Source organism: Paraburkholderia sp. IMGN_8 (genome assembly GCF_038050405.1).
In the GTDB taxonomy this organism is placed as follows: Bacteria; Pseudomonadota; Gammaproteobacteria; order Burkholderiales; family Burkholderiaceae; genus Paraburkholderia.
Genome location: NZ_CP150901.1, coordinates 572422 through 597571, shown reverse-complemented (window position 1 = coordinate 597571; position 25150 = coordinate 572422). Strand labels below are relative to the sequence as shown.

21 protein-coding genes and 2 pseudogenes are annotated in these 25150 nt (G+C 60.2%); 7 read left to right on the top strand and 16 right to left on the bottom strand.

What is annotated here, in order from left to right; genetic code table 11:
* Window positions 1-147: 147 nt before the first annotated feature.
* From acs to WN982_RS23930, 4 genes and pseudogenes are all read right to left on the bottom strand, one after another.
* Window positions 148-2130: an acetate--CoA ligase gene (acs, locus tag WN982_RS23945; protein ID WP_341318145.1), complete on the bottom strand. Its 1983-nt coding sequence runs from the start codon at window positions 2128-2130 to the stop codon at window positions 148-150.
* A 183-nt stretch (window positions 2131-2313) separates the two neighbouring features.
* The gene (locus tag WN982_RS23940) at window positions 2314-3540 is read right to left on the bottom strand and encodes a hypothetical protein (RefSeq protein WP_341318144.1); all 1227 of its coding nucleotides are present in this window, start codon (window positions 3538-3540) and stop codon (window positions 2314-2316) included.
* A 765-nt stretch (window positions 3541-4305) separates the two neighbouring features.
* A pseudogene (locus tag WN982_RS23935) lies at window positions 4306-4532 on the bottom strand (transposase zinc-binding domain-containing protein); the annotation flags it as partial.
* A gap of 65 nt (window positions 4533-4597) precedes the next feature.
* Window positions 4598-4996 carry a nuclear transport factor 2 family protein gene (locus tag WN982_RS23930; RefSeq protein ID WP_115105462.1) on the bottom strand — a complete coding sequence of 133 codons (399 nt, stop codon included), beginning with the start codon at window positions 4994-4996 and terminating at the stop codon, window positions 4598-4600.
* 80 nt (window positions 4997-5076) lie between these two features.
* On the opposite strand from WN982_RS23930, the gene WN982_RS23925 reads away from it, so the two are divergent.
* The 3 genes from WN982_RS23925 to panB all read left to right on the top strand — a co-directional run bounded on the left by WN982_RS23925 (window position 5077) and on the right by panB (window position 7736).
* Window positions 5077-6018: a LysR substrate-binding domain-containing protein gene (locus WN982_RS23925; RefSeq protein WP_341319396.1), complete on the top strand. Its 942-nt coding sequence runs from the start codon at window positions 5077-5079 to the stop codon at window positions 6016-6018.
* 125 nt (window positions 6019-6143) lie between these two features.
* Entirely contained in the window at window positions 6144-6587 is a 444-nt protein-coding gene (locus WN982_RS23920; protein ID WP_341318143.1) for a PaaI family thioesterase, read from the top strand.
* 318 nt (window positions 6588-6905) lie between these two features.
* The gene (panB, locus tag WN982_RS23915; protein ID WP_341318142.1) at window positions 6906-7736 is read left to right on the top strand and encodes a 3-methyl-2-oxobutanoate hydroxymethyltransferase; all 831 of its coding nucleotides are present in this window, start codon (window positions 6906-6908) and stop codon (window positions 7734-7736) included.
* 531 nt (window positions 7737-8267) lie between these two features.
* Here the strand turns inward: panB and WN982_RS23910 are convergent.
* The 5 genes and pseudogenes from WN982_RS23910 to WN982_RS23890 all read right to left on the bottom strand — a co-directional run.
* Window positions 8268-8408, bottom strand: a pseudogene (locus WN982_RS23910) (electron transfer flavoprotein subunit alpha/FixB family protein); the annotation flags it as partial.
* The gene (locus WN982_RS23905; protein ID WP_341318141.1) at window positions 8393-8980 is read right to left on the bottom strand and encodes a cytochrome b; all 588 of its coding nucleotides are present in this window, start codon (window positions 8978-8980) and stop codon (window positions 8393-8395) included. The gene WN982_RS23905 and the pseudogene WN982_RS23910, both read right to left, overlap by 16 nt.
* 34 nt (window positions 8981-9014) lie before the next feature.
* Window positions 9015-9365, bottom strand: coding sequence for a hypothetical protein (locus WN982_RS23900; protein ID WP_341318140.1), 351 nt, complete (start codon window positions 9363-9365; stop codon window positions 9015-9017).
* Window positions 9366-9433: 68 nt separating this feature from the next.
* Window positions 9434-10171, bottom strand: coding sequence for a fumarylacetoacetate hydrolase family protein (locus WN982_RS23895; RefSeq protein WP_341318139.1), 738 nt, complete (start codon window positions 10169-10171; stop codon window positions 9434-9436).
* 291 nt (window positions 10172-10462) lie between these two features.
* Complete coding sequence (locus WN982_RS23890) at window positions 10463-11746, bottom strand: MFS transporter (protein WP_341318138.1); 1284 nt, start codon at window positions 11744-11746, stop codon at window positions 10463-10465.
* A 619-nt stretch (window positions 11747-12365) separates the two neighbouring features.
* Between WN982_RS23890 and WN982_RS23885 the strand changes: the two genes are divergently transcribed.
* Window positions 12366-13418, top strand: coding sequence for a LacI family DNA-binding transcriptional regulator (locus WN982_RS23885; RefSeq protein ID WP_341318137.1), 1053 nt, complete (start codon window positions 12366-12368; stop codon window positions 13416-13418).
* A 22-nt stretch (window positions 13419-13440) separates the two neighbouring features.
* On the opposite strand, the gene WN982_RS23880 is transcribed toward WN982_RS23885, so the two are convergent.
* The 6 genes from WN982_RS23880 to WN982_RS23855 are packed head-to-tail and all read right to left on the bottom strand — an operon-like array spanning window position 13441 to window position 20211.
* Window positions 13441-14400, bottom strand: a complete 960-nt coding sequence (locus tag WN982_RS23880) for an FAD-binding protein (RefSeq protein WP_341319395.1) — start codon at window positions 14398-14400, stop codon at window positions 13441-13443.
* Window positions 14401-14431: 31 nt separating this feature from the next.
* The gene (locus WN982_RS23875; protein ID WP_341318136.1) at window positions 14432-15181 is read right to left on the bottom strand and encodes an electron transfer flavoprotein subunit beta/FixA family protein; all 750 of its coding nucleotides are present in this window, start codon (window positions 15179-15181) and stop codon (window positions 14432-14434) included.
* 17 nt (window positions 15182-15198) lie between these two features.
* The gene (locus tag WN982_RS23870) at window positions 15199-16044 is read right to left on the bottom strand and encodes a 3-hydroxybutyryl-CoA dehydrogenase (protein ID WP_341318135.1); all 846 of its coding nucleotides are present in this window, start codon (window positions 16042-16044) and stop codon (window positions 15199-15201) included.
* 12 nt (window positions 16045-16056) lie between these two features.
* The gene (locus tag WN982_RS23865; RefSeq protein WP_341318134.1) at window positions 16057-17721 is read right to left on the bottom strand and encodes an electron transfer flavoprotein-ubiquinone oxidoreductase; all 1665 of its coding nucleotides are present in this window, start codon (window positions 17719-17721) and stop codon (window positions 16057-16059) included.
* A 60-nt stretch (window positions 17722-17781) separates the two neighbouring features.
* The gene (locus WN982_RS23860; RefSeq protein WP_341318133.1) at window positions 17782-19020 is read right to left on the bottom strand and encodes a CaiB/BaiF CoA-transferase family protein; all 1239 of its coding nucleotides are present in this window, start codon (window positions 19018-19020) and stop codon (window positions 17782-17784) included.
* Window positions 19021-19026: 6 nt separating this feature from the next.
* The gene (locus WN982_RS23855) at window positions 19027-20211 is read right to left on the bottom strand and encodes an acyl-CoA dehydrogenase (protein ID WP_341318132.1); all 1185 of its coding nucleotides are present in this window, start codon (window positions 20209-20211) and stop codon (window positions 19027-19029) included.
* A 127-nt stretch (window positions 20212-20338) separates the two neighbouring features.
* Between WN982_RS23855 and WN982_RS23850 the strand changes: the two genes are divergently transcribed.
* Entirely contained in the window at window positions 20339-21250 is a 912-nt protein-coding gene (locus WN982_RS23850) for a LysR family transcriptional regulator (RefSeq protein ID WP_341318131.1), read from the top strand.
* A gap of 78 nt (window positions 21251-21328) precedes the next feature.
* On the opposite strand, the gene WN982_RS23845 is transcribed toward WN982_RS23850, so the two are convergent.
* Window positions 21329-22498 (bottom strand): porin, encoded by a 1170-nt coding sequence (locus WN982_RS23845; RefSeq protein ID WP_341318130.1) that lies wholly within the window; start codon window positions 22496-22498, stop codon window positions 21329-21331.
* A 455-nt stretch (window positions 22499-22953) separates the two neighbouring features.
* Here WN982_RS23845 and WN982_RS23840 point away from each other — a divergent pair, with 455 nt between their 5' ends.
* Window positions 22954-23916 carry a C-terminal binding protein gene (locus tag WN982_RS23840; RefSeq protein ID WP_341318129.1) on the top strand — a complete coding sequence of 321 codons (963 nt, stop codon included), beginning with the start codon at window positions 22954-22956 and terminating at the stop codon, window positions 23914-23916.
* 33 nt (window positions 23917-23949) lie between these two features.
* Complete coding sequence (locus WN982_RS23835) at window positions 23950-24972, top strand: aminoglycoside phosphotransferase family protein (protein ID WP_341318128.1); 1023 nt, start codon at window positions 23950-23952, stop codon at window positions 24970-24972.
* Window positions 24973-25150 lie beyond the last annotated feature (178 nt).

Sequence of the window (25150 nt, the reverse complement as noted above, 5' to 3'; positions counted from 1 at the left end):
AATGATCTGATTCGACGATTATCGGCTCGTCTCCGCTTCTGACATATAGCGTTAATCCCGCATGCTTCAGTGAGACCTTGTGTCCACCCATGAAGACAATGACAGGTCTTCGAGGCGGGAATCACATTTTCTTCTCCAACACATCCACTAGAACGCCTCGCCCAGTTGGTCCAGAATGGACGGATTCTCGAGGGTCGAGACATCCTGCGTGATCTTTTCGCCTTTTGCCAGGGAACGCAGTAATCGTCTCATGATCTTTCCCGAGCGCGTCTTCGGCAAATTGTCGCCGAACCGGATGTCCTTCGGTTTGGCAATGGGTCCGATCTCCGTGCCAACCCACTTACGCAATTCCGTGGCGAGTTGCCGCGCTTCCGAGCCGGACGGGCATTCAAGCTTGAGTACCACGAAGGCGCAGATGGCTTCCCCGGTCACTTCGTCAGAGCGCCCCACCACAGCCGCCTCGGCGACCATGGGATGAGCGACCAGCGCGGACTCGATCTCCATCGTACCCATCCGGTGGCCGGAGACGTTGAGCACATCGTCGATGCGTCCTGTGATGGTGAAATATCCGCTGTCCTTGTCGCGGATCGCCCCATCCCCGGCGAGATACACGTCCCCTCCAAGTTCCGCCGGGAAATAACTCTGCCTGAACCGTTCGGTATCAGCCCAGATCGTACGGATCATCGACGGCCATGGGCGCTTGATGGCGAGGAGGCCGCCGCTGCCGTTGGGCAACACCTGCCCGGTTTCATCGACAACCGACGCCATGATGCCCGGCAACGGAAGCGTGCACGAACCTGGAACGAGCGGGGTGGCGCCCGGCAAAGGCGCAATCATGTGCCCCCCCGTTTCGGTCTGCCAGAATGTATCGACTATCGGGCAGCGGTCCCCACCGACGTGATGGTAGTACCACATCCACGTATCAGGGCTGATCGGTTCGCCGACGGTGCCCAGTAGTCTCAAGCTCGCGAGGTTATAGCCCGCAGGATGGACTTCGGCATCCGCTTCCGCCGCCTTGATCAGTGACCGGATAGCTGTGGGCGCGGTATAAAAAACACTTACCTTGTGGCGCGCGATCATTTCCCAGAAGCGACCCGCGTCCGGGTAAGTTGGCACGCCTTCGAACATCACTTGCGTCGCGCCCGCTGCGAGCGGCCCGTACGCGATATAGGTATGCCCTGTGATCCAGCCGATATCGGCGGTACACCAGAACACGTCGTCGGCCTTGATGTCGAAGGTCCATTTCATCGTGAGCATAGCCCACAGAAGGTAGCCGGCCGTGCTGTGCTGCACACCCTTGGGCCGCCCTGTGGATCCGGAGGTGTACAGCACAAAGAGAGGGTGCTCGGCGTCTACCGGTTCGGCGTCGCAGATATCGGACTGGTCTGCCGAAATTTCGTGCATCCAGCGGTCACGATTTTCTGTCCACCTGATCCTGCCGCCCGTTCGCCGGTAAACGACCATGTGACGCACGGATTCGCAACCTCCCAGTTCGATCGCCTCATCCGCAATCGCTTTAAGCGGGAGCGCTTTCCCCGCCCGCATCTGTTCATCTGCCGTGACAAGCACTACTGCACCGAGATCCGAGACACGCTCCTGTAGCGCCTTCGCGGAAAAGCCACCGAATACCACCGAATGCGTCGCTCCGATACGCGCGCAAGCCTGCATCGCCACTACACCTTCGATGGACATCGGCAGATAGATGACGACACGATCGCCCCTGGCGACGCCAAGGTCCTTGAGCGCGTTCGCGAAGCGGCAGACTCTGGCATGCAACTCACGGTACGTGACGCTCGTCAGGGTGCCGTCATCGGCCTCGAACAGGATGGCCAACTTGTCGCCGTTCCCGTTGTCGAGGTTGCGATCCAGACAGTTGTATGACGCATTGAGCTGGCCGTCGCCAAACCATCGATATAACGGCGCGTTGCTTTCATCAAGAACTTCGGTGAACGGCTTCGACCACAACAGATTGGTCCGGGCGAGGCGGGCCCAGAATCCTTCATAATCCCGTTCGGCTTCGGCGCAGAGCGCATCGTAATGTTCCATACCTGGGATTGTCGCCCCCTTTGAAAACGCATCGGGTACGTTGAAAACGCGGCTCTCTCGCGTCATTGATTCGATGTCGGGCAAGTTCTCTCCTCCGAATGGCTTCATGTGGGTGTTTCCTCGACAAAAAGGGCTCCGACTCCCGCCGCTGCAGCCTGGCTTGAGCCGCCGACACACATTGCGTTCCGGGCAACCTCAGGTGGCCGGGATCTGGACGCTTGATAGCACGCCAGCCCCGGCTATATCGATCGCCCGCTTGCCGTGCTGCTATCGGGCGGCAAACACAGATACCCCTCCGTTGACAAACCCGTTCGATGCACAGCCCGGACAACCAGCCGGCGCGGTGGCAGAAGAGTAGGGAACAAAGACGAGCCCAGTTGCGGGATCAATCGCGACCGAATGCGCATTGTTGCCGGTGTTAAGCCGCGCCGCAACGCTGCGCGAGCCAGCGTCGACGATCGTGAGCATCGGTGTGCACGGCGAGGCCGCGCTGCACGTTCCGTTCGTCGAAGCGTTGCCCGATGCAGTCCACCGGCTTGTCGCGTTGTAGTATCGGTTCGTCGCGGCGTCGTATTCGAGTTGATCGCCGCCGCCCGCGTTAAGTGAAGCGACGAGCGCGCCGCTTGCCCGATTGAAGATTTGCATCAACAGTGGTGAGCCTGTAGTCGCCTCGCGGCACCCAACGGCGATGTCGGTGCCCGGCCCCAGCGCGAGACCGGTCGGATCGCAATTGCCTTCCGGGTACATCGCTACACCCGAAAGGGCCGCGTAATTCTGCGTCGTCCCAGACGGTATCGCGCGAATCGCCGCGCCGGGCAGCTTGACCAGTTCGCCATGCGGATTTGCAGTACTTCCATCGACGTTGACATAGAAGTTGTCGCTCGCCGCGTCGTACACGCACGCCTCCAGCCCCGCGGTGGGTTGACCGGCCGCGTCCGTGAAGGTGACTTTCGCGATCACACTTTGCGTAGTGGTGCTGATGAAAGTCGCGAATGGCGTCGGCTCTTCGGGACTGGAGATCATGAAAACGCCGTGCGTCGAGTCGAGGCAACCTTCGTCCGCCCGCACGCCGGTGGCGCTGACAGGGATGTTGGTGAGCACGGCGCCCGCAGCAGGGTCGACGATTTTCACGGAGTTGACGTCACCGGTATAGATGAGGCTGCCGACCGGCGTTGCGCCATCGGGCCCGGACGTCGAATTCGCCGACCCAAGACCTGCGAATGCGAGATTCCCGCTGCCCTGGATCGCCTTGACAAAGGTCTTGGTCGGAATGTCTATCACGTCCAGAGCCGCGTTATTGCGATCGGTGAAATAGTAGCGGTTGCCGTTCGTGATGCCGATATCGAACGAAAAATTGACCCCCGCTTTCACGTTCGGCACCGCAATGTCGGCGACAAAGTGTGGTCCCGTTCCCACCTTATCGTTGCCGCCACAACCGGCCAGCGCAAACACCGCGCATACGACCGAAGCCTTTACCCAAGCTGACCTGTGCATCTTATATCTCCTATATATTCTCGTTACTCACTGGATGGCCGCACGCGCGGTGCGCGTCCGGAGCAAGCGCGGAACCTTGCCTACGGATACGAGATATGCAACGTATCCATGTGCTCACTACTGTCGCTTTCCTCGGTCGGCGTCCGCGACAATGGCCGAAGCTGTCGACACGTGTCCGCTTTTCGGCGACAAATTTCAACTTCCATATGTCCGCTACGGGTGACCCGAAGCAGACACTGACGAGGCGGCGTTAGAGAAGGCCAGGTAGGCTGACGTAGCAAGAATTCGCTGGCATTTTGTGATCTGGCGAACTCCCATATCGCCCGGCGAAATCAGGTTTCGAACGACGCCCACGATTCAGTCGATCGGCAATACCACGTCATCCGTGATCGAACCGACGGGCGGCAGTCGGCGATGTTTTTCCGCAAGGCGGGTGGCAGAGCCGGAATGGGACGGACTTTGATTGGACATACCACTCTCGCTGGAAACTTGAATCGAGTCTATGGTGCGAGCGGCATCGGTTCAATTACGCCCGGCGGGAATTCGTTATCTCCGAGCTAACGATCTTGTTAAGGTGAATGAAGAAGCCGTGACAGGACGGGCAAGACGGTCATCGGCGTGCGCCTTAGGGGTTATCCCGCGTTCGATCGCTGCTTGAATCGGGGTGGACTCAGGATTCACCCCAACGTATGTTAGCCGCGTCGTGCACGAGCGCGAGGAGCCGCTGGTTGGAGATGGCGACGCGGTAGGTATAGTGCGACAGGCCCCCGCCGGGACAATGCCATGCAAGTGTGGATGATGCGTCAGTGCCGAGCCCCACTTATGCAGCACGAGCGTGGCACCGGTCTGTGCGCCCACACGCCCCGGATCGGCGGCGTGCGGCGCTCGCCTGGCACCTGGGGGCAATGGCGGTTGCGGCACGAGTTGTAGGCGACCTCGACCTGTGCACAGCCGGAACAGCGCAACACATGTCCACCCAGCGCGGCACTGCGTCACGGTTCAATCACCTCTGTGCATGTGTTTCAGGCACATGCAGCGCGAGCATGTGCGGTCCACACTACGCGTACTTATCGCCGACGGTGCTGCGGATCGGATAAGTGTCGTACACAATTATCATGCGCTCGACCAGCCCGTTGGCGTCGAACTCGAACACATCGACGCACTCGAAGCGCACGGCGGAACCGTCTTTCAGCACCCAATCGTAGATGAAGTAACCCGTCGCACGCCTGGCGCCCGTTGTGCTGACGCAGATATCGATAGGCGTAATCGTGCTCTCTCCGGACGCTTCGCTGACCTTGGCAAAGAACGGCGCCGCTTGCATCCAACCGAGAAACGGCGAGAAAATCTGTGCATCCGGCGCAAACAGTGCGCAGATCGCGGCGACGTCGCCGCGCTCCAGCTCTTTGAGGTAGGTGCGAACCTGCTGCGTATAGAGTAATTCCGGCGACGACACCACAGTAACCTCCGATAATTCGTTAAAGATGCGGCCCGGTCGAACGAGCACGCCCCTAGTTGAAACACGATAGCGACGCGCTAATGACCGAACAATCGAAATATTCGCAAGGCGGGTATGCAACCGGAACATACCCGCTGGCTGATCTGACCCGCCCGCTGCCGTCGCTAGCTGGGTTTCAGGCGTTCGTCGCTGCGGCGTCTCTCGGCAGCGTGAGTAAGGCCGCGGATCATCTGTGCCGCACGCAGGGAGCGGTCAGTCGGCAGATCCAGCAACTGGAAGCGCACTATCAATGTGCGCTGTTCGTGCGCCACGCGTCGGGGCTGGCATTGACCGCAGAGGGGGACACGCTGCTTACGGTGGCAGTCCACGTGCTGACGCAGCTCGTTCAGCATTCTGCAATTCAGCATGGCGCGGCGTCGGTGATCACGGTGCGGTTACCGTCCACGTTTGCGATTCGCTGGTTGCTTCCACGGCTGGCAGATATCAACAATGCGCTGGGCGGCACTGAACTGCGCATCTCGACATCTGCTGACGACATGCCGGATTTCAGCGCGCCGGATGTCGACGCCATTGTCGTGCGTGGCACCGGACAGTGGGTGGGCGTAGAAGCGGTACCGCTGTTTGCCGAGACGCTCGCGCCAATGTGCACACCCGCATTAGCTGCGTCTCTGAAATCGGTCGCCGATCTAGCGGACGCCACGCTGCTTCATCCTGGACCTGGTTATGCGGAATGGCGTGGTTGGCTTGATGGTGTCGGGGCGACGCACATCAATGCCCGGCGTGGACTTGTATTCGATACGCTTGAATTGACGCTCACTGCCGCGGCAGAAGGTCATGGGGTTGCAATCGGCGATCCACGCATGGCAAAAGAACGACTCGCTGCAGGTTCCCTGGTGACGCCGTTTCGCGAGGTGGTGCAAAACAGTGCGTCGTACTTTCTGGTATATCCATCTCAACGCGCGGCTCAGCCGAAGATTCGTGCCCTAGCCGACATACTCGTGCGGCTGGCGCAAGAAGAATGACTCACGCGAGTGCGCCAAACAAAAGCAATCGCCACATGCGTCCGTAGTGCTGTCGGTCGCGTCATCGGCGACGCAGCCGCTCGCGTCGCGCCATGGCGGGGAATTTACCAATACAATCGCTCTTTATGGCACATACTCCCGACCCCCTCTTCGCCGAGCGCGTCCGCGCCAGCTTCACGCGCCAGAATGCTATGGCGCTGATCCAGGCGACCTTGCCCGTGATCGAGCACGGCCGCACTGAAATTCACCTACCTGTTTGGAGCGGCGTCGAGCAGCAGCACGGCTTTGTACATGGCGGTGTGGTGGGCATGATTGCCGATTCGGCAGGCGGCTACGCTGCGATGACCACGGTGCCGGCCAGTGCCTCTGTATTGACCGTCGAGTACAAGATGAATCTGGTCGCTCCGGCCGACGGCGAAACCCTGATCGCCCGCGGCCAGGTTGTCCGTCCTGGTCGTACGCTAATCGTCACTCAGGCAGAGGTATTCGCCGTCAAGGACGGCCATGAAGTGCTTTGTGCACTGATGCAACAAACGATTATGGTGATGCACGACAAGGTGGAGAAGTAGGACCAGGTTGACGGCAGCCGGCGCAGCCTGGCGAGACGAGTTCGGTGGTTCCGATGAGCTCCGGTATGGAGCCGCACTCGGCCCGTTGGGATAGGTGCAATACCGGCCCGAAGCACTCAGTCGACGTCTCAGGAGCGAACACAAAGTGTTGCTTCGTATCCGGGGAGCGCGACATAGTCTTTTATCATGTCCCTCCGCGCTCGAGCGTCAGGCGATGGCAACTTGAACCCAGTCGAACGTGGCATGAGCCCGACCTGCTCTTTGGAAGCTCGGCCAACACGCGACAAGTGTGAACTTTTTTAACATCGGGTAGTGAATATGTCGGGATATCTTCAAGAAGGCGAGAGCACCGTGCGCAGCAAAGCGGTCACTGCGCCTTCACTATTGAACATGAAAAGTGCGGGCGAAAAGATTGTGATGCTGACCTGTTACGACGCCAGCTTCGCATCGCTGATGGACCGCTGCGGTGTTGATGTGCTGCTAGTGGGGGATTCGCTCGGCAATGTGTTGCAGGGGCACAGCACGACATTGCCGGTCACGCTTGCGGATATTGCTTATCACACAGCGTCCGTCACCCGAGGGAACCGATCTGCATTGGTGGCCGCTGACATGCCATTCGGTACCTATGCAACTCCGCAGTCCGCATTCGACAATGCAGTGAAACTCATGCAGGCAGGTGCGCATATGGTCAAACTCGAAGGAGGCGCCTGGCTGGTCGATACCGTGAAATTTCTCACCGAGCGTGGCGTACCAGTTTTCGCTCATCTGGGCCTGACGCCGCAATCCGTGCATCGACTCGGCGGGTTCAAGGTACAGGGCAAAAAAACGGAAGACGCAGAGCAATTGAAAGCCGATGCTATGGCACTGCAGGCGGCAGGCGCATCTCTCCTCCTTCTTGAGGCCATCCCGACCTCACTGGGCAAGGAGGTGACGGAGATGCTAGACATCCCGACCATCGGTATTGGCGCCGGTCCGGACTGTTCGGGGCAAGTGCTTGTGATGCACGACATGTTGGGCGTGTTCCCCGGCAAGACCGCTCGCTTCGTGCGTAACTTCATGGACGGGCAGTCGAGCATCGAAGGAGCGATCCGCGCCTATATCAAGGCAGTGAAGGACAATCGCTTCCCTGCGCCGGAACACTGCTTTTAAGCAGCGCTACGTCAAGCGATTTCGTCTTTATATCGCGTAGGGCCGCGCACCGCTTCTGCGCCGGCGACCGTCGTCGTGCGACGGTCCGCTGTCTGGCCGGAGCCGCCCGTCGAGAAATTAAGCTCAACGGCTGCTTGAATCCGCCGTTCGCAGACCGGACGCTGGCAGTCCAGTGGCGGTATCTGCCACGGTACGGATGACATCCGCCGAAGAGATTAACCGCGGCACGTCCAAATGTAGCCTAAGCTCGGAAACGGCCTCAGAGCTTTCCTGCGGCTGAAACGACCATCTGGATCAAGCGGCGCGTCTGCTCCGCGCTGGGCGCTGCGATATGGTCTTCTTTGATTTTACGGTTTCCCTCGCGATCCGGATGGCTTTATCGAAGCTGCTATCCGTGGCGACGTAACCACCGCCAAATGGAGGCATCTTCGGCGTTAGCGGCTAAAGCCGCCGCCGCTCTGACATGCCTCATATCATCCAAATTGCTCACGTGTCACCTCATCCGACTTGGACTTTCCCCTCGACGTATACTTAAGACAGAATTGCCTCGAACTCCGGCACGACCGTGAACAGGTCGCCCACCAGACCATAATCGGCGACGCTAAAAATCGGCGCTTCCGGGTCCTCGTTGATCGCGACGATCACCTTCGAGTCTTTCATACCGGCCAGATACGCTCTTTCTGCTCGCTGCCATCGCGCCGGCGGACAAAGCAGGACGGCAACATCGACTCGAGAGAATCGCTGCGATCCACAAAGTAGTGCTTCAACGCCATCAATACATGTCCGCAAACCAGAATAGCGATGGCATACGCGAGGTAGATGTGCACCTGTTTGAAGATGGGTACAAGCGCAGGCGTCTTATCCATCAATGGCGGCAAGAAAAACAGGCCGGCCACCGGAATCTTGAATCCCGCCGCCGAACTCCAGAGCCATCCCGACAATGGCAGCGCAAGCATGCATAAGTAGAGAAGCAAGTGCCCAACGCGCGCTGCGGCGCGCTCCAGCGATGGCACTCCGCATGACGCCGCGGGCGCCCCGTGCGTGAGCCGCCATGGAATCCGCGCCGCCAGCAGGAACAGCGTAATCGTCGCGATCGACTTGTGCAGCATGATGCTGTCAGTTTGAATCTTCTGCGCAAGGCTCAGCGTGCTGGAGTAGTACCCCGCAATCCATGCGCAAATGATCGCCAGCGCCATCGTCCAGTGGAGGATCTTCGCGATGGACGTGTATTGTCTCCTTTCCATTTCAACTCCTTTATGGTTCGTCCAACCGAGTCGATCAATTCGAAGATGCGGGCACTGCCGGCGCTGTCTTCTGAGGCGCGGACTTGCGCTCGGCATTCAACAGGTTCTCGGGATACTGGTCAGGCGCTGCCTGCGGTCCATAGCCGTTGCGCTGAAGGTTCTGCAATTCCGCATTCCTCACCTGACGCGCCTGTTTTCTCTCGGCCTTGCATTGCGCCTTGAGCGCCTGCTTCTGTGCCTTGCTGTCAGCCTTGCTCGCCGAAGCCGGCGTCATGTCGGGCTGCGACTGTACGGGGGCGCTCGCCGCCACCCCCTGTGCTTGCGCCGCAAGCGGCATGGCCGATATGAGCAACGCTGCGACCCATTGTCGTGAACATTTATGCACGATGATCTCCTCTTTGAAATCCATGTTGTTGGTTTCTGCAAACTACGAAGTTTCAGGTTAAGAAGTACTTAAACCTCGGTACACGTCAATCGCTGCGAACCGAGACCATCAATGCCCGCTTCGACGACATCGCCGGGGCGCAAGTAGCGTCCATAGTGGGTGCCGAGGCCGGCTGGCGCACCGGTGCAAATCAGGTCGCCGGGCTCGAGCCGCGTGAAGTTCGAAAGATAGGCAATCTGCTCGCTAATGCTGAAGATCATGTCGCTGGCTACTCCGTCCTGCATCAAGGATCCGTTCAGACGAAGCCATAACCTGAGCTGTTGTGCATCGGCGATATTCCATGCGGGAACCATCCACGGTCCGGCAGGAAGCCAGCCCGGCCGCGATTTCGATTGCAGCCAGTCCGTGCCCAACGCGGGTGCGTCCTGACGAAATACCCGCTCGCGCAACGTGATGTCATTGACGACACAATAGCCGGCAATGCAGTCGAGCGCATCTTCGGCGCGGACATGTACTGCGCTTTTGCCGATCACGACACCAATCTCCACTTCCCAGTCGAGCGTCTTGAGATCGCGCGAAACAGGCAGCAAATCATTCGGTCCTGAAACGTAGGCAGGACCTTTTAGACAGATGTATGGAGCGCCATCGCGGCGCCGCGTTTCAACGGAATTCAGCAAGGCAGTGCGGCGTCCGGCGGCGCCGGGACCATCCGGTCCGTCGTCCGCATCGAGAGCGGCTTGCAGGAGTTGGCTGCGGTAATTGCCGATCGTGCAATAGACTTGGCGTGGTGCGACTGGAGCATGCATGCGAAAGCTCGAAAGCGGCATGCCATGCTTTGTGATTCCGTCAGCAGTCGCGGGATCGTCGGAGATCTGCTTTAGCAAAGCCGCGTTTGCGTCCCACTCATGCAAGAAGGTCCCGATGCAGTCCGCCCCGCGCAAGCCCACAGGCGCCCAATAGGCCAACGCAAGTGCATGCGTATCGGTAGACAACGCTGGAAACGGCGTGCAATGGGCGAATGAAACGTTGACAAGTACTGGAAGCATGGCAGTAGTCGTATTGGTGTTAGCGAGCGTGTGTGTTTCTCGAACGCGAGCTCATGCGTCGCCGTTACGCGCGATGACACCGCCGATGCCGTCCGCGGCCGGCTGCGCCTGTGCCGCTCCATCACGGCGCTTGCGCGGCGCGGTTTCGATGAGGAAGAACGCGACCACTGCTCCGGTGGCCAGGCTGTAAAGCGCGAAATCGAGCGTACGTGCAAGGCCGAAATGCTGGGCGATGAAACCTGCGATGACCGGCGCAACCCCGCCGCCAAACGTCTCGCCCACGCCCGACACGAAACCGATCGTCGATGCAATGAGTCCGACGGGTGCGGCCTCTGTCGCGATCGGACCACTGAGCAGGCTCAACAGACCCATCGAGAACATCGCGACACCGAACAGCAGAATGAACAGCATCGTCGGATTGGGACCCGTGCACGAAAACAGATACAAAAGAGCGGCCGCACAGACAAACCCGATCAAGGCAGTCGGACGGCGTCCGATGAAGTCCGAGAGACCGGCAAGCGCAAAACACCCAATAAAGCCGCCGAATCCCACTGCCGACGCGACGAATCCCATGCTCCGCATGTCGAGATGAACAACTGAAACCAGGTACGTCGGCACCATCGCGCCAATCACGAATATCCCGCTCATTGCGCAAAGAATGGCGAGGGTGGCGACCGCGACGTTGCGGCTTGCAAAGAGCTCAGTCCAGCGCGGCCGATCGACCGGTTCCCGCGACGTGTGGACCGTGGGCGTATCGCGATCACGCACGCAGCGCCAGATCAGCGCTGCAACGATGAAGCCGGGCACGGCCGACAGCGTGAACACCCAATGCCAGTTTGGGACGATCTCAAGCAATTGCGTGGCGACGATAGGCGCGAAGCCGAGACCCATTAAAGGGATCATGCTGATCTGTATGCCCTGATTGAGTCCGCGGCGCGCCGGCAGCGAAGCCTCGCTATTCGCGGCGATGCTCGCCGGCGTGAATGCGCCCTCGGCGACGCCCATTGCGGCGCGCAACAGCAGCAGGCTGAGAAAGCCTGTCGCCAATCCGGAAAGACTCGACAACACCGAGAAGGCGATCATCGTCGTCACAAGAATCTTCTTCCGGCCGATGCGGTCTGCAAGCGGTCCCATGGCGATTGACCAAAGGCCCCACGCGACGCCCAGTATTCCCACGAGGCTGCCCAGTTGCGAATAGTTCAGCCCCAGGTCGTGCATGATGTGCGGAAACAGCGGAGCGAGCAGCCAGCGGTCGAAGCCGACCAGTCCAAACCCAATGCCGAGCAGCGCAAGTGTCCCGCGTTCATAGCGAACGTCATGCCGAGGGGCATTCATCGTGGTGTCTCCTTTGTATTGCGTTTATTAAGTCGCCGGTCCTGTCGATGCAGGCCGCGATACTGAAGCGAAATTCGATGCTGCGTGTTGTTAGCGGTTTGAGAACGTCAGCGTGGCGCGACGGGTCGGCGGCGGAAAGACGCTCCATCGACCGTCGCCGTGCTGGAAGAAAAATATCGTCACGCGGTTCTCCGATTGCGACGACACGACCTGGACACATCTATTTCTTCCCAGCTTCGCGGGCCTGACGCGGCTCACCTCCAATGACGAAATGGCTGTTCGCCCAAACCACTTTTCGACATGGAACCGCAAGGATCCCTCTTCAAACATGGCTTCCGCCTCCTCTCCCCGCCTAGCCGGCCAATGGCGAATCGACTTCGACGCTGGCCGCCGCGATTACCGACGCGCCCGGTTCTTCTGATGCGCTAACGTTAGCATAATGATAATGGGCGTTTTTCCGGGCGTCAAATAAATCTGGCTATGCAAACGAGCTCACGTTAGCATTTACAACCGGTAACTTCAGAGGGAAAACGCGCTGATCCTTGGAGCACGGCTCGGCCTATACGAGCTACGCCGTTGTGCTATCGTTATAAAAAATCCTGTTCACGGATAACACTCAATGGTCACCATCAAAGACATCGCCGCTCGCCTGCAAGTCTCTCCGTCGACGGTAGGACGGGCGCTTGCCGACGACCCGCGCATCAGCGCAGCCACCAAACAGAAGGTGGCTCAGGTCGCAGATGAAATGGGTTATGTGGCCAATCTCGCGGCACGCATGATGCGAGGCGTTTCGAGCAACCTCGTGGGCCTCGTCCTGCCGGACATCAGGAACGGCTTCTACGCGACCATCGCCCATGCTCTGTCGAAATGCCTGCAGGCAGCCGGTTATCAACTGGCCCTGTCGGAAACCGACGATGACCGGATGGTCGAGTTGCAGAGCGTTCGTGAACTGGCGAGCGCGAATGTCGCGGGGATCATCATCGTGCCGACCGCGAAGCCTCATCGGGAAACAGTCCGGTTGCTCAAATTGTCGCCACACGTGCAACTGCTGCGCAAGCATGCGGCGATCGGGGATCAGTGGTTCGGAATTGACGATACGCAGGCCATCTTCGAGGCGACCAGTCACCTCGTGCAGCTCGGCCATCGCCGAATCGGCTATATCGGCGGCACCGACGATCTGCCTACGGGTTCCGCGCGCCTGAAGGGTTATCACAAGGCACTGACCGGCGTTGCATCAGGCGAACCCGCCCTTGTGCAACTGGGCGCGCCGAGCGAGGTCGATTTCGGCGCTAACGCAACCCGCCGGCTGCTGTCGTTGCCCAAGCCTCCGACGGCAATCGTCGCGGGTTCGGTCCAGATGACCCAGGGCATCCTGGAAGAACTGCTGGCTCAGGGAGTGCGCGCTCCGGACGACCTGTCGGTCGTTGGATTCGGCGACGAACTCGGCTTCCGGTGGTGGGGACCTGGATTGACCACCGTGGGACTTCCCGTACACGATCTCGCCACCGCGTGCGGGCTGTGGTTCGTCCATCACGTCCGGCAGAATTCGGGCACCGTTTCGCCGTACACGTCGATCTCGCCGGCGACACTTATTATGCGAGGCAGCACACGCAAACCGGGTCCGCCGACGAAGACATCGGTACGTGCTTCGATGCGCGGGGCCACGGCTTGACGGAGCGGCATTACGGTTGCGCCTAACGTTGATGTTCGGAAATTCGCTCGATAAGCTCGGGCACTGACGTGAACAGATCGTCGACCAGGCCGTAGTCGGCGACGCTGAAAATCGGCGCTTCCGGGTCCTTGTTGATCGCCACGATCACCTTCGAGTCCTTCATGCCTGCGAGGTGCTGGATTGCCCCCGAAATGCCGACGGCCACGTACAGTTGCGGCGCGACGATCTTGCCGGTCTGGCCGACCTGATAGTCGTTCGGCACGAAGCCCGCATCGACCGCCGCACGCGATGCGCCCAGCGCTGCGTTCAGCTTGTCGGCCAGCGGCTCCAGCACCTTGGTGTAGTTCTCGCCGTTGCCGAGACCGCGGCCACCCGAGACGATGATCTTCGCCGACGTCAGCTCCGGACGGTCCAGCTTCGTCACTTCACGGCTGACGAACTGCGAGATGCCTGTGTCTGCCGCGGCTGCGATCTTCTCGACCGTGGCGCTGCCACCAACGGCTGCGACCGCGTCGAAGCCCGTCGTGCGCACCGTGATGACCTTGATCGGATCAGCCGATTGCACCGTAGCAATCGCGTTGCCCGCGTAGATCGGGCGTTCGAACGTGTCGGCGCTGTCCACTGCGGTGATGTCGCTGATCTGTGCGACGTCGAGCTTCGCGGCGATACGCGGGGCGATGTTCTTGCCGTAGGCGGTGGCCGACGCGAGGATGTGCGAGTAGTCCGTCGCCGGGTCTTGCACAAGCGTCAGCACCGTCGCCTCGACGTTTTCCGCGAGACCCGCTTCGAGTTGCGGCGCGTCGGCCAGCAGCACCTTGCTGACGCCCGCGATCTTCGCGGCCGCATCCGCCGCGGCCTGCGCGTTGTGACCGGCCACCAGCACGTGAATGTCACCGCCGATCTTCTGCGCCGCTGCAATCGTGTTCAGCGTCGCGGCCTTGATCGACACACTGTCATGTTCTGCTATTACAAGATTAACCAGATTCGTCATTTGTTCCGTCTCCGCGTGTTACTTAAAGCACCCTGGCTTCAGTCTTCAGCTTCTCGACCAGCGTCTTCACATCCGGCACCATCACACCGGCGGAGCGCTTCGGCGGCTCGGCGACTTTCAGCGTCTTCAGGCGCGGCGTCACCTCAACGCCGAGGTCTTCGGGCCTGATCGTGTCCAGCGGCTTCTTCTTCGCCTTCATGATGTTCGGCAGCGTCACGTAGCGCGGCTCGTTCAGGCGCAGGTCGGTCGTGACCACAGCGGGCAGCGTCAGCGACAGCGTTTCGGCGCCGCCATCCACTTCACGCGACACGGTCGCCTTGCCGTCCGCCACGACAACCTTCGAGGCGAAGGTGGCTTGCGGCAGGTTAGCCAGCGCGGCGAGCATCTGGCCGGTCTGGTTCGAATCGTCGTCGATGGCCTGCTTGCCGAGGATGATCAGCTGCGGCTGTTCCCTGTCGACCAGCGCCTTCAGCAGCTTGGCCACGGCCAGCGGCTGCAGCTCTTCGTTCGATTCGATCAGGATCGCGCGGTCCGCGCCGATCGCCAGCGCCGTGCGCAGCGTTTCCTGCGATTGCGTGACCCCACAAGAAACAGCGATCACCTCGGTCGCCACGCCCGCTTCCTTCAGACGCACCGCTTCTTCCACCGCGATTTCGTCGAACGGATTCATCGACATCTTCACATTCGCGATGTCGACGCCCGTGTTGTCCGACCTCACGCGCACCTTCACGTTGTAATCAACTACTCTCTTCACAGCGACAATGATCTTCAAGATGTTTTGCCTCAGCGTTAAGGATAGGTATAAAAACCCTGTCCACTCTTTCGTCCAAGATAGCCCGCGTCCACCATTTCCTTGAGCAAAGGCGCCGGACGATATTTCGAATCGTTGAAGTCGCGGTACAACACGTCCATGATCGCGAGCATCGTATCGAGTCCGATGAGGTCCGCCAGCGCCAGCGGTCCGATCGGATGATTGGCGCCCAGCTTCATGCCCTCGTCGATCTCTGCGGCGCTCGCGTGGCCTTCGTGAAGCACGAAAATCGCTTCATTAATCATCGGTATCAGAATGCGATTGACCACGAAGCCTGGGGAATTCTTCACGCAAATCGCGGTCTTCCCGATACGTTTTGCAAGGCCGACGGTCGCATCGAACGTGACGTCGCTAGTTTGAAGCCCGCGAATCACTTCGACGAGCGCCATCAACGGAACGGGGTTGAAAAAGTGCATCCCCGTGAAGCGGCTCGGGTCATTGAGCGTCGCACCGAGCCTCGTGACGGACACCGATGAAGTATTGGTCGCGATGATTGCATTCGGCCGCACGATGGCATCCAGCTTCCTCAGAATCTGCTCTTTGATCTGAACATTTTCCGTCGCCGCCTCGATCACGAAGTCGCATTCGGCAAGCACAGTCAACAGAGTGCTTCCCTTGATTCGTTCCAACGCCGACGCTGCTTCGGCTGAAGTCGTTTTCCCCTTCGATACCATCCGCCCGAGATTCGCCGCGATGCTTTCGATGCTGCGTTTCACTGCATGTTCATCGAGATCCGTGACGATCACGTCGAGGCCGGCTATTGCACATACCAGCGCGATGCCGCTTCCCATTTGCCCCGCGCCTATGATTCCAATTGTTTGCATGTCGCTCTTCAATCACATGTTCGGATAATTAGGCCCACCGCCGCCCTCAGGCGTGACCCAAACGATATTCTGGGTGGGATCCTTGATATCACAGGTCTTGCAGTGCACGCAGTTCTGCGCGTTGATGACCAACCGCTCGCTGCCGTCGTCGTTCCTGACGAACTCATACACCGCCGCGGGGCAATACCGCGCTTCCGGACCGGCATAGGTCTGCCAGTTCACGTTCACCGGCACCGAAGGATCTTTGAGCGTCAGGTGCGCCGGCTGGTTTTCCTCATGATTCGTGTTCGAGATGAACACCGACGACAACCGGTCAAACGTCAGCTTGCCATCGGGCTTCGGATAAACAATCGGCTTGCACTGCGACGCGGGCTTCAGCATCTCGTGATCGGAATGCTGGTGATGCAGCGTCCATGGCACATTGCCGCCGAGCACCTTCTGCTCGATGCCGACCATCAGCGTACCGAGGTACAGGCCCTTGCTCATCCACTGCTTGAAGTTGCGCGCCCGATGCAGCTCGCTGTGCAGCCACGACGCCCTGAACGCTTCCGGATACGCCACCAGTTCATCCGCCTGACGCCCGGCCTGCACCGCATCGAACGCCGCTTCAGCCGCCAGCATCCCCGTCTTGATGGCCGCGTGCGAACCCTTGATCCGCGACGCGTTCAGGAAGCCCGCGTCGTCGCCGACCAGCGCACCGCCCGGGAACACCAGCTTCGGCAGCGACATCAGGCCGCCCGCGGTGATCGCCCGCGCGCCATACGACACCCGCTTGCCGCCTTCCAGAATCGCGCGGATCGCCGGATGCGTCTTGTAGCGCTGGAATTCCTCGAATGGCGACAGATACGGATTGGTGTAGCCGAGACCCACGACAAAACCCACCACCACCTGGTTGTTGTCCATGTGGTACAGGAACGAGCCGCCGTACGTATCGTTCTCCAGCGGCCAGCCGGCCGTGTGCATCACCAGACCCGGCTTGTGCTTCGACGGATCGATTTCCCACAGTTCTTTGATGCCGATCCCGTAGACCTGCGGATCGACGCCTTCGCGCAGCCTGAACCGGTCGTTCAGCTGGCGGCCCAGGTGCCCACGCGCGCCTTCGCAGAACAGCGTGTATTTCGCGTGCAGCTCCATGCCGAGCTGGAAGTTCTCAGTCGGCTGGCCGTCCTTGCCGATGCCCAGATTGCCGGTCGCCACGCCCTTGACCGAGCCGTCGTCGTGGTAGAGCACTTCGGCGGCCGGAAAGCCCGGGAAAATCTCCACCCCCGCGGCTTCGGCCTGCTGACCGAGCCAGCGCGTCACGTTCGCGAGGCTGATCACGTAATTGCCGTGATTCTTGAAGTTGTCCGGCAACGCCCAGACCGGCACGCTCTTCGAACCGGTCTCGGTGAGGAACAGGAAGCGGTCTTCGGTCACGTCCACGGTCAGCGGCGCGCCTTTTTCCTTCCAGTCCGGGATCAGTTCGGTAATCGCGCGCAGATCCATCACCGCGCCCGAGAGGATGTGAGCCCCGATCTCCGAGCCTTTTTCCAGTACGCAGACACCAGTTTCCACGCCTTTTTCAGCCGCGCGCTGCTTCAGGCGGATCGCTGCGGACAGCCCGGCCGGGCCGCCGCCGACGATCACGACGTCGTATTCCATCGATTCGCGCGGGCCGCTGATTTCGGGGAGATTCATTTATCAATGTTCCAATCTGACTACGCCACCGCCGTACTAAGTAGCAGAACGCGCCCGCAACTACAGAAGCTTCGTGCGGCGTAAATCATCGATCTCCGCTTCGCCCATCTCGAGCCAGTCGCGAAGCACTTCGCCGGTGTGCTGCCCCAACGTCGGCGGAGATTGACGGTATTGCACGGGCGATTCCGACATGCGGATGGGATTCGCGACCAGCGCCACCTGCTTCGCCAACGGATGCGGCATTTCAATGCGCACATTGCGGGCCTGAATATGCGGGTCCGAGAACACATCTTCGAGATCGTTGATCGGACCGCATGGCACGCCTGCCGCTTCCATCACGGCAATCCATTCCTTCGTCGGACGGCACACCGTGGCAGCGTGGATCATTGCGACGAGTTCGTCCCTGTTCTTCACCCGCTGCGGATTGGTCGAGTAACGTTCGTCCCTGCTCCATTCCGGTTTGCCAAGTGCAGCGCACAGACTAGCGAACTGACTGTCGTTGCCGACCGCGAGAATCATGTAGCCGTCCGCCGTCGGGAATTCCTGATACGGGACAATGTTCGGATGCGCATTCCCAATACGTCGAGGTATCACGCCGCCGACAAGGTAATTCGCCGCCTGATTCGCAAGACAGGCGATCTGCACGTCCAGCAGCGCAAGGTCGATGTGCTGTCCTTCGCCGGACCGCTCGCGCCGGGCGAGTGCAGCGAGAATCGCCACGGTCGCATACAGCCCCGTCATGACGTCCGTCAGCGCGACGCCGACCTTGAGCGGCCCTTCGCCTTCCGTGCCATCCGCGCGCCCGGTGAGGCTCATGAGCCCGCCCATGCCCTGGATCAGGAAGTCGTAACCGGCACGCTCCGCATACGGTCCGGTCTGCCCGAATCCCGTGATCGAGCAGTAGATCAGGCGAGGATTCACTTCCTTCAGGCTCGCGTAATCCAGACCGTATTGACCAAGTCCGCCGACCTTGAAGTTCTCGATCAGCACATCCGCCTTGCTGGCCAGTTGCTTCACAAGACGCTGCCCATCCGGCTGGCTCAGATCGATCGTGATAGAGCGCTTGTTGCGATTCGCGCACAGGTAATAAGCGGACTCGCCCGTCGACTCATCGTCGGCATCGTTCAGCCACGGCGGCCCCCAGGCGCGCGTATCATCACCCTTGCCCGGCCGTTCGACCTTGACCACATCCGCGCCGAGGTCGGCCAGCAGTTGGCTCGCCCATGGACCGGCCAGCACGCGTGAAAGATCGAGTACTCGCAGACCCTCGAGCGCTCCTTGTTGGAAAGTCTCGTTCATGAGCGGTCAGAAAGCTGCAATGCCGGTGATGGCGCGACCAAGAATCAGCGCATGAATATCGTGCGTGCCTTCATAGGTGTTGACCACCTCCAGATTCACGAGATGACGCGCAATGCCGAACTCGTCGCTGATGCCATTGCCACCGAGCATGTCACGCGCGACACGGGCGATATCGAGTGCCTTGCCGCAAGAGTTGCGCTTCATGATGGAGGTGATCTCGACTGCGGCAGTGCCTTCGTCCTTTATGCGGCCGAGGCGCAAACACCCCTGCAAACCCAGCGTGATTTCCGTCTGCATGTCGGCGAGCTTCTTCTGGACCAACTGGTTCGCCGCGAGCGGCCTGCCGAACTGCTTGCGATCGAGAACATACTGACGCGCACGATGCCAGCAGTCTTCCGCCGCGCCCAACGCGCCCCATGCAATACCGTAGCGCGCGCTGTTCAGGCAAGTGAACGGCCCCTTGAGACCCCGCACTTCAGGAAACGCGTTCTCTTCCGGGCAGAACACTTCATCCATCACGATCTCGCCCGTGATCGACGCGCGCAGACCGACCTTGCCGTGAATAGCCGGCGCCGACAGTCCCTTCCAGCCTTTCTCGAGCACGAAGCCGCGGATCGCGCCTTCATCGTCTTTCGCCCAGACGACGAACACATCGGCGATCGGGCTGTTCGTGATCCACATCTTGCTGCCCGTCAGCAGATATCCGCCGTCGACCTTTTTCGCGCGAGTCATCATGCTGCCCGGATCGGACCCGTGATTCGGCTCGGTCAAGCCGAAGCAACCGATCCATTCGCCTCTCGCGAGTTTGGGCAGATATTTCTGCCGCGTCGTTTCATTGCCGAACTCGTTGATCGGCACCATGACGAGCGACGATTGCACGCTCATCATCGAGCGGTAACCGGAATCGACGCGCTCCACTTCGCGCGCGACCAGGCCGTAGCAGACGTAGTTGAGACCGGCGCCGCCGTAGGTTTCAGGGATCGTCGCGCCGAGCAATCCGAGCTCGCCCATCTCGCGAAAGATCGCCGGGTCGGTGGACTCGCGACGAAAGGCTTCGAGCACGCGCGGTGCAAGACGTTCCTGGCAATACACATACGCCGATTCGCGCACGAGGCGCTCTTCTTCCGTCAATTGCTGGTCGAGCAGCAACGGATCATCCCATTGAAACGACGACTTGTGCTGTGAGCTCATTTCATACTCGCTAGAAGAACTGTCATGCCGCAAATTTATCGGCACATTAGCGGCACCACAAACGATTTGTTCGCACTAACCTGTGCGAAAATCGCACAGGTGAGCGATAACCCGGCGAGTCACGAGCATGCGCAGAAAAATCCCTTCTACAACAGCACTATCCGCATTCGAAACGGCCGCGCGCCATCAAAGCTTTACGAAGGCCGCGGACGAACTCGCGGTCACGCAAAGCGCGATTTGTCGGCAGATTGGTTCGCTGGAAGATTTTCTCGGCGTGAAGCTCTTTCGCCGCGACCGCCGTGGCGTGAGCCTGACCGAGGCCGGGCTGATCTACAGCAGGAAAGTGGCGTCGCGTCTGAATGAAGTGGAACAGGACACGCTCGAACTCATGGCCAAGGGCGGCCACGGCGGCACGCTCGAACTCGCTGTGGTGCCCACGTTCGCGACCAAATGGTTGCTACCCAGATTGCCGCGCTTTATCGCCGAGCGCCCGGACATTACCGTCAATCTCACGACACGTACTCGTCCGTTCCTATTCGACGACACCGAGTTCGATGCGGCAATTCACGCAGGCGCCACGATCTGGCCGGGATCCGAAGGACTCTTTCTGATGCGCGAAAGTCTGATCGCTGTGTGCAGTCCAACGCTGATCGCGCCGCGCACGCGATTAACCGCGGCAGACTGGCGGCGTTACCCGCTTCTGCAGCAGAGCACGCGTCCGTATGCATGGCGCGACTGGTTTGCATCGCGCGGCATGCAGGTTGAAGGCGATATGTCGGGGCCGAAACTGGAATTGTTTTCGATGCTCGCGGAGGCGGCGATTCATGGTATCGGCATCGCTCTGATCCCGCGCCTTCTCATCGAAGACGAACTGACACGCGGCGTCCTCATCCAGGTGGCGAAGCACGAGTACTCGAGTGGCCGTTCCTACCACCTGATCTATCCCGAGCGCAAAGCCGACAATTCGGCCTTGATCGTATTTCGGGAATGGATCACCGACCAGGCGAAGCAATATCGGCAAACCATGGGACTGGATTGAAGTCCGGCGATTCAGTCCCGGTGTGTGCCGGACGAATGGGTCGCGCAAGCGGCGACATCCATCCGTTCGCGATGATGGTCAGAACTTGACGCGCAACCCGGCACTCGTGAGGAACTGCCGGTTCGTCGACGAAGGGCCGCCACTCCCCCCAATGAACGCACCACTGAAAATCGTCCCCGCCGCGCCCGTCACATGCTGATATTCAGCCATCAGATAGATGTCGGTGCGCTTTGAAAGCGAATACGAAGTCATCAGATTGAACTGGTTCCAGCGCGGCTTCGCATGCAGGGACGCGTTGGAATATGAACCGTCAGTGAAAGTGTAAGACGCCGCAACCACCCATGCCGGGTTGATCAGATAGCGGATGTTGGCTTCGAAGTTGTCGAAGCTAAGATCCGTGGGCGATCCGGTGGCAGCCGGCGCAAGCGTGCTGCCGCGGTACACGGCCGCCGTATTGTCGTAATGCGAGTGGCTCCATACCAGCCCCAGCGTTGCCGGGCCGATGACATAAGCGCCGCCGATGCCCCACACCTGCTGGCGTCCCGCATGAAACGTGGCGTCACCCGAAGTGGATGAACCATCGAGCGCGCCCGCCGCTGCGTCCCCCGGATTGTCGATGCGCATATATGCCGCGCTCACCGTGAATGGACCGTGGTTGTAGGTCGCGCCGGCACTGAACGCACGATTGTCCGCGAAATCGCCCGCCTTGTTCGAGAAGGCATACAAGCCGCCGAACTTCAGACCATTGATGTCGGGGCTCGCATATTTGACGGTGTTATCGAGCCGGAAGAAGTCTCCGAAGTTGTCGTTGTCCATCGGGTGCATGAATTCGAGCCCACCCACGAAGCTCTGCGCGAGACTTCGTGGAGCAAGATAGTCCACCACCGAATCATACTGACGGCCAAGCGTGAGCGCGCCATACGAACTGGACATGCCGACCCAAGCTTGCCGGCCAAACAGGCGTCCGCCCTGCTGGAGACCGCCGTTGGTTCCCGTAAAGCCGTTTTCGAGTTTGAAGATCGCTTGCAGGCCGCCGCCCAGATCCTCGCTGCCGGTCAGCCCCCACCGGTTGCCGACGATGTTTCCCTGAGATGCAAAAACGTTGCTGTGACCCGCACCGCTCGTTGTGCGCTGATTGCTGACGTACGACACGCCATTGTCGATCAGCCCATAGAGCGTGACCGAACTCTGTGCATGTGCTGCCACACCTATGCAGCCGCAAATTGCGGGTACAAGAAGCCTCTTCATTCGTTGTCTCCTGCCAGTCGTGATATTTAGGTTTTTCTGCGGGCGCTGCGTTTTCAAGGAGTGGCACCGAACGCCGTGCAAGGCGTCGCCTGATTTCGAACAGGTCTTTTTATGGCGCGCACACCGCCTCCTTGCCTCTTTGTCGTACCACACGATCGCTGCCGGGCCACTGGAAGGCCACCGGGCCATTCGAGTCGTTTGCAATCCGTGCCACTTTAGCGCGAACGTTAGCATCGACGAATTGAGTCTAGTTGCCGCTTCTGGGCATGTCAATCCGGTATTTGACCGCATGAATCAAGGGTTTTTACCGAATCATAGCGCCCTCGACGAAGCCGCCCAGGCGAATCACCGGCTTGGCACTGTTCGATTGTTATGCTAACGTTAGTGCAATAGGGCACCGTTCGCAGAGCAACGCTAACCACGCTGTCATTCCATTCCCCACCAGGCGCAATTCCATGATCGATACAGTTTTCCTCACCGACTATGCGTGGCCCGACGACAGCGTCGAGCGTCAGATCGTCGAATCCGCCGGCATGCGGCTGGTAAGCGGACCGGCCGCTCCTTTGCCCGCGTCCGGCATTGAAGCCATGGTCCGCGAGCATCTTCCCTCCGCGATCCTTACGTGCTGGGCACCGGTGTCGACGGAAGCCGTCGCGGCTTCTTCGCGGCTGAAGATCGTTGCGAGGCTTGGCGTGGGGCTCGACAACATTGCCGTGGATGCAGCCACCGCCCGCTGCATCCTCGTCACGAATGTGCCGGACTATTGCGTCGAGGAAGTCTCCGATCATGCTGTCGGGTTCGCGCTTGCGTGGACGCGCGGGCTGGTGTTTTTCGATCGCGAAGTGCACGCCGGGCGCTGGTCTCCCGCCGATGCCCGCCTTCGCCGGCTGGGCGCGCTCACTTGCGGACTGGTCGGCTTCGGCCGGATTGCCCGCGCCACGGCCCGCAAGCTCGGTGCATTCGGCTGCCGGCTCCTCACGCATGATCCTTTCCTGCGCGAGCCAGTGGCAGGCGTGGAAGCCGTGGACCTCGACGAACTTCTAGCCAGCAGCGACATTGTGATCGTGCATGCGCCGCTCACCGACGGGACGCGCCACCTCATCAATCGCGAGAGAATTTCGAGGATGCGCCGCGGCAGCCTGTTGATCAACGTGAGCCGTGGCGGCATCGTCGATACAGATGCCGTTATCGAAGCGCTGCAAAGCGGACAACTGTCCGCGGCAGCGCTCGACGTGCTCGAGTCCGAGCCGCTCGTTCCGGACGAACTGCTGCGCCAACGCGGCGCCATGTTGACGCCCCACGTTGCGTTTTCGTCAGACGCTTCCTTGCTGGAGCTTCGCAGACGGGGGGCCGAAGAAGTCGTGCGGGTACTGCGTGGCGAGGCGCCACGCAATCCATGCAATCTGCCGGCGGCCTGACCGCTTCAACCGTTTCACTTCAACGAACTCGTGATGATGCAACCCAATAGCCCCGACCCGCAGCTCGATGCATTTCTCGTTGAACACGAGCTCGCGCGCGAGGATGAAGCAGCCACCTGGCACCCGCTCACCGGCGGAGTCTCGTCCGACATATGGCGTGTCGATCTAGCCACGGGATCGCTGTGCGTGAAGCGCGCTCTCTCCACGCTGAAGGTATCGGCAAGCTGGCAAGCCCCCGTATCGCGCAACGCCGATGAATGGGCCTGGATGCAATTCGCTGCACGGCACTGCCCCGACAATGTGCCGACTCCTCTCGCGCACGACGCCAGGCTCGGCGTGTTCGCCATGTCGTTTCTTGCGCCGTCGGCGCATCCCATGTGGAAGCAGCAACTGCTGCACGGCGAAGTCGATCCCGACACGGCCCGCGCCGTCGGACGGCTGGTCGGGCATCTACACGCGGTCAGCGCCGACGATATCGAGTTGCGCGACAGGTTCGACACGCTGGAAAATTTTCAGGCGCTGCGGCTCGATCCTTACCTGATCGCCACGTCGAAGCATCATCCGGAACTCGAATCGAGGCTGCGCTATCTGGCCGAGCGCACGGCGAGCATACGCACCGCGCTCGTGCACGGCGACGTGAGCCCGAAGAACATTCTTGTGGGCCCCAAGGGACCGGTATTGCTCGACGCCGAATGCGCGTGGTTTGGCGACCCGGCCTTCGATCTTGCGTTCTGCCTGAACCATCTGCTGCTCAAGTGCCTGGTTCGTCCGGATCGGCGGGAAGCGCTGATCGCTTCGTTCAAGGCACTGACCGAAGCCTATTTCGAAGAAGCGGACTGGGAACTGCGCGCGGCGCTCGAAGCGCGCACGGCTGAGTTGTTGCCTGCGTTACTCCTCGCGCGCGTCGACGGCAAGTCGCCGGTCGAGTATCTGACCAATGATGTGCAACGCGATCACGTCCGCGCGGTCGCCACTCGGCTGCTGCTGGGGCCGGTCGAATATCTCTATCAGGTGGCGCAAGCATGGCTGGAAGAGATCGAGTCCCGACCGTCTTGAGATGTAGCAGGAGGCATCGGAGCGTCCGTCGAGCAGGCGGAAAATGAATCGCGTCTGATGCGCGCTCAGGCGCTCAAGTTTGCGGAGCTCGTCGGGTCATTTTGCCTTTCAAACCCTGCCTGGCGGTGCGTGTTGACTCGTATGCGACCGCAGCGGAAAACGGGACTTGCGCGTTTGC

What these genes read in the sequence shown, in the direction of transcription:
- WN982_RS23905 (WP_341318141.1), bottom strand. Translation starts at nt 8,980, where the DNA reads ATGGAAAGGAGACAATACACGTCCATCGCGAAGATCCTCCACTGGACG.
- WN982_RS23885 (WP_341318137.1), top strand. Translation starts at nt 12,366, where the DNA reads ATGGTCACCATCAAAGACATCGCCGCTCGCCTGCAAGTCTCTCCGTCG.
- WN982_RS23940 (WP_341318144.1), bottom strand. Translation starts at nt 3,540, where the DNA reads ATGCACAGGTCAGCTTGGGTAAAGGCTTCGGTCGTATGCGCGGTGTTT.
- WN982_RS23890 (WP_341318138.1), bottom strand. Translation starts at nt 11,746, where the DNA reads ATGAATGCCCCTCGGCATGACGTTCGCTATGAACGCGGGACACTTGCG.
- WN982_RS23835 (WP_341318128.1), top strand. Translation starts at nt 23,950, where the DNA reads ATGATGCAACCCAATAGCCCCGACCCGCAGCTCGATGCATTTCTCGTT.
- WN982_RS23920 (WP_341318143.1), top strand. Translation starts at nt 6,144, where the DNA reads ATGGCACATACTCCCGACCCCCTCTTCGCCGAGCGCGTCCGCGCCAGC.
- WN982_RS23840 (WP_341318129.1), top strand. Translation starts at nt 22,954, where the DNA reads ATGATCGATACAGTTTTCCTCACCGACTATGCGTGGCCCGACGACAGC.
- WN982_RS23845 (WP_341318130.1), bottom strand. Translation starts at nt 22,498, where the DNA reads ATGAAGAGGCTTCTTGTACCCGCAATTTGCGGCTGCATAGGTGTGGCA.
- WN982_RS23870 (WP_341318135.1), bottom strand. Translation starts at nt 16,044, where the DNA reads ATGCAAACAATTGGAATCATAGGCGCGGGGCAAATGGGAAGCGGCATC.
- WN982_RS23865 (WP_341318134.1), bottom strand. Translation starts at nt 17,721, where the DNA reads ATGAATCTCCCCGAAATCAGCGGCCCGCGCGAATCGATGGAATACGAC.
- WN982_RS23860 (WP_341318133.1), bottom strand. Translation starts at nt 19,020, where the DNA reads ATGAACGAGACTTTCCAACAAGGAGCGCTCGAGGGTCTGCGAGTACTC.
- WN982_RS23895 (WP_341318139.1), bottom strand. Translation starts at nt 10,171, where the DNA reads ATGCATGCTCCAGTCGCACCACGCCAAGTCTATTGCACGATCGGCAAT.
- WN982_RS23925 (WP_341319396.1), top strand. Translation starts at nt 5,077, where the DNA reads ATGACCGAACAATCGAAATATTCGCAAGGCGGGTATGCAACCGGAACA.
- WN982_RS23850 (WP_341318131.1), top strand. Translation starts at nt 20,339, where the DNA reads ATGCGCAGAAAAATCCCTTCTACAACAGCACTATCCGCATTCGAAACG.
- WN982_RS23855 (WP_341318132.1), bottom strand. Translation starts at nt 20,211, where the DNA reads ATGAGCTCACAGCACAAGTCGTCGTTTCAATGGGATGATCCGTTGCTG.
- panB (WP_341318142.1), top strand. Translation starts at nt 6,906, where the DNA reads ATGTCGGGATATCTTCAAGAAGGCGAGAGCACCGTGCGCAGCAAAGCG.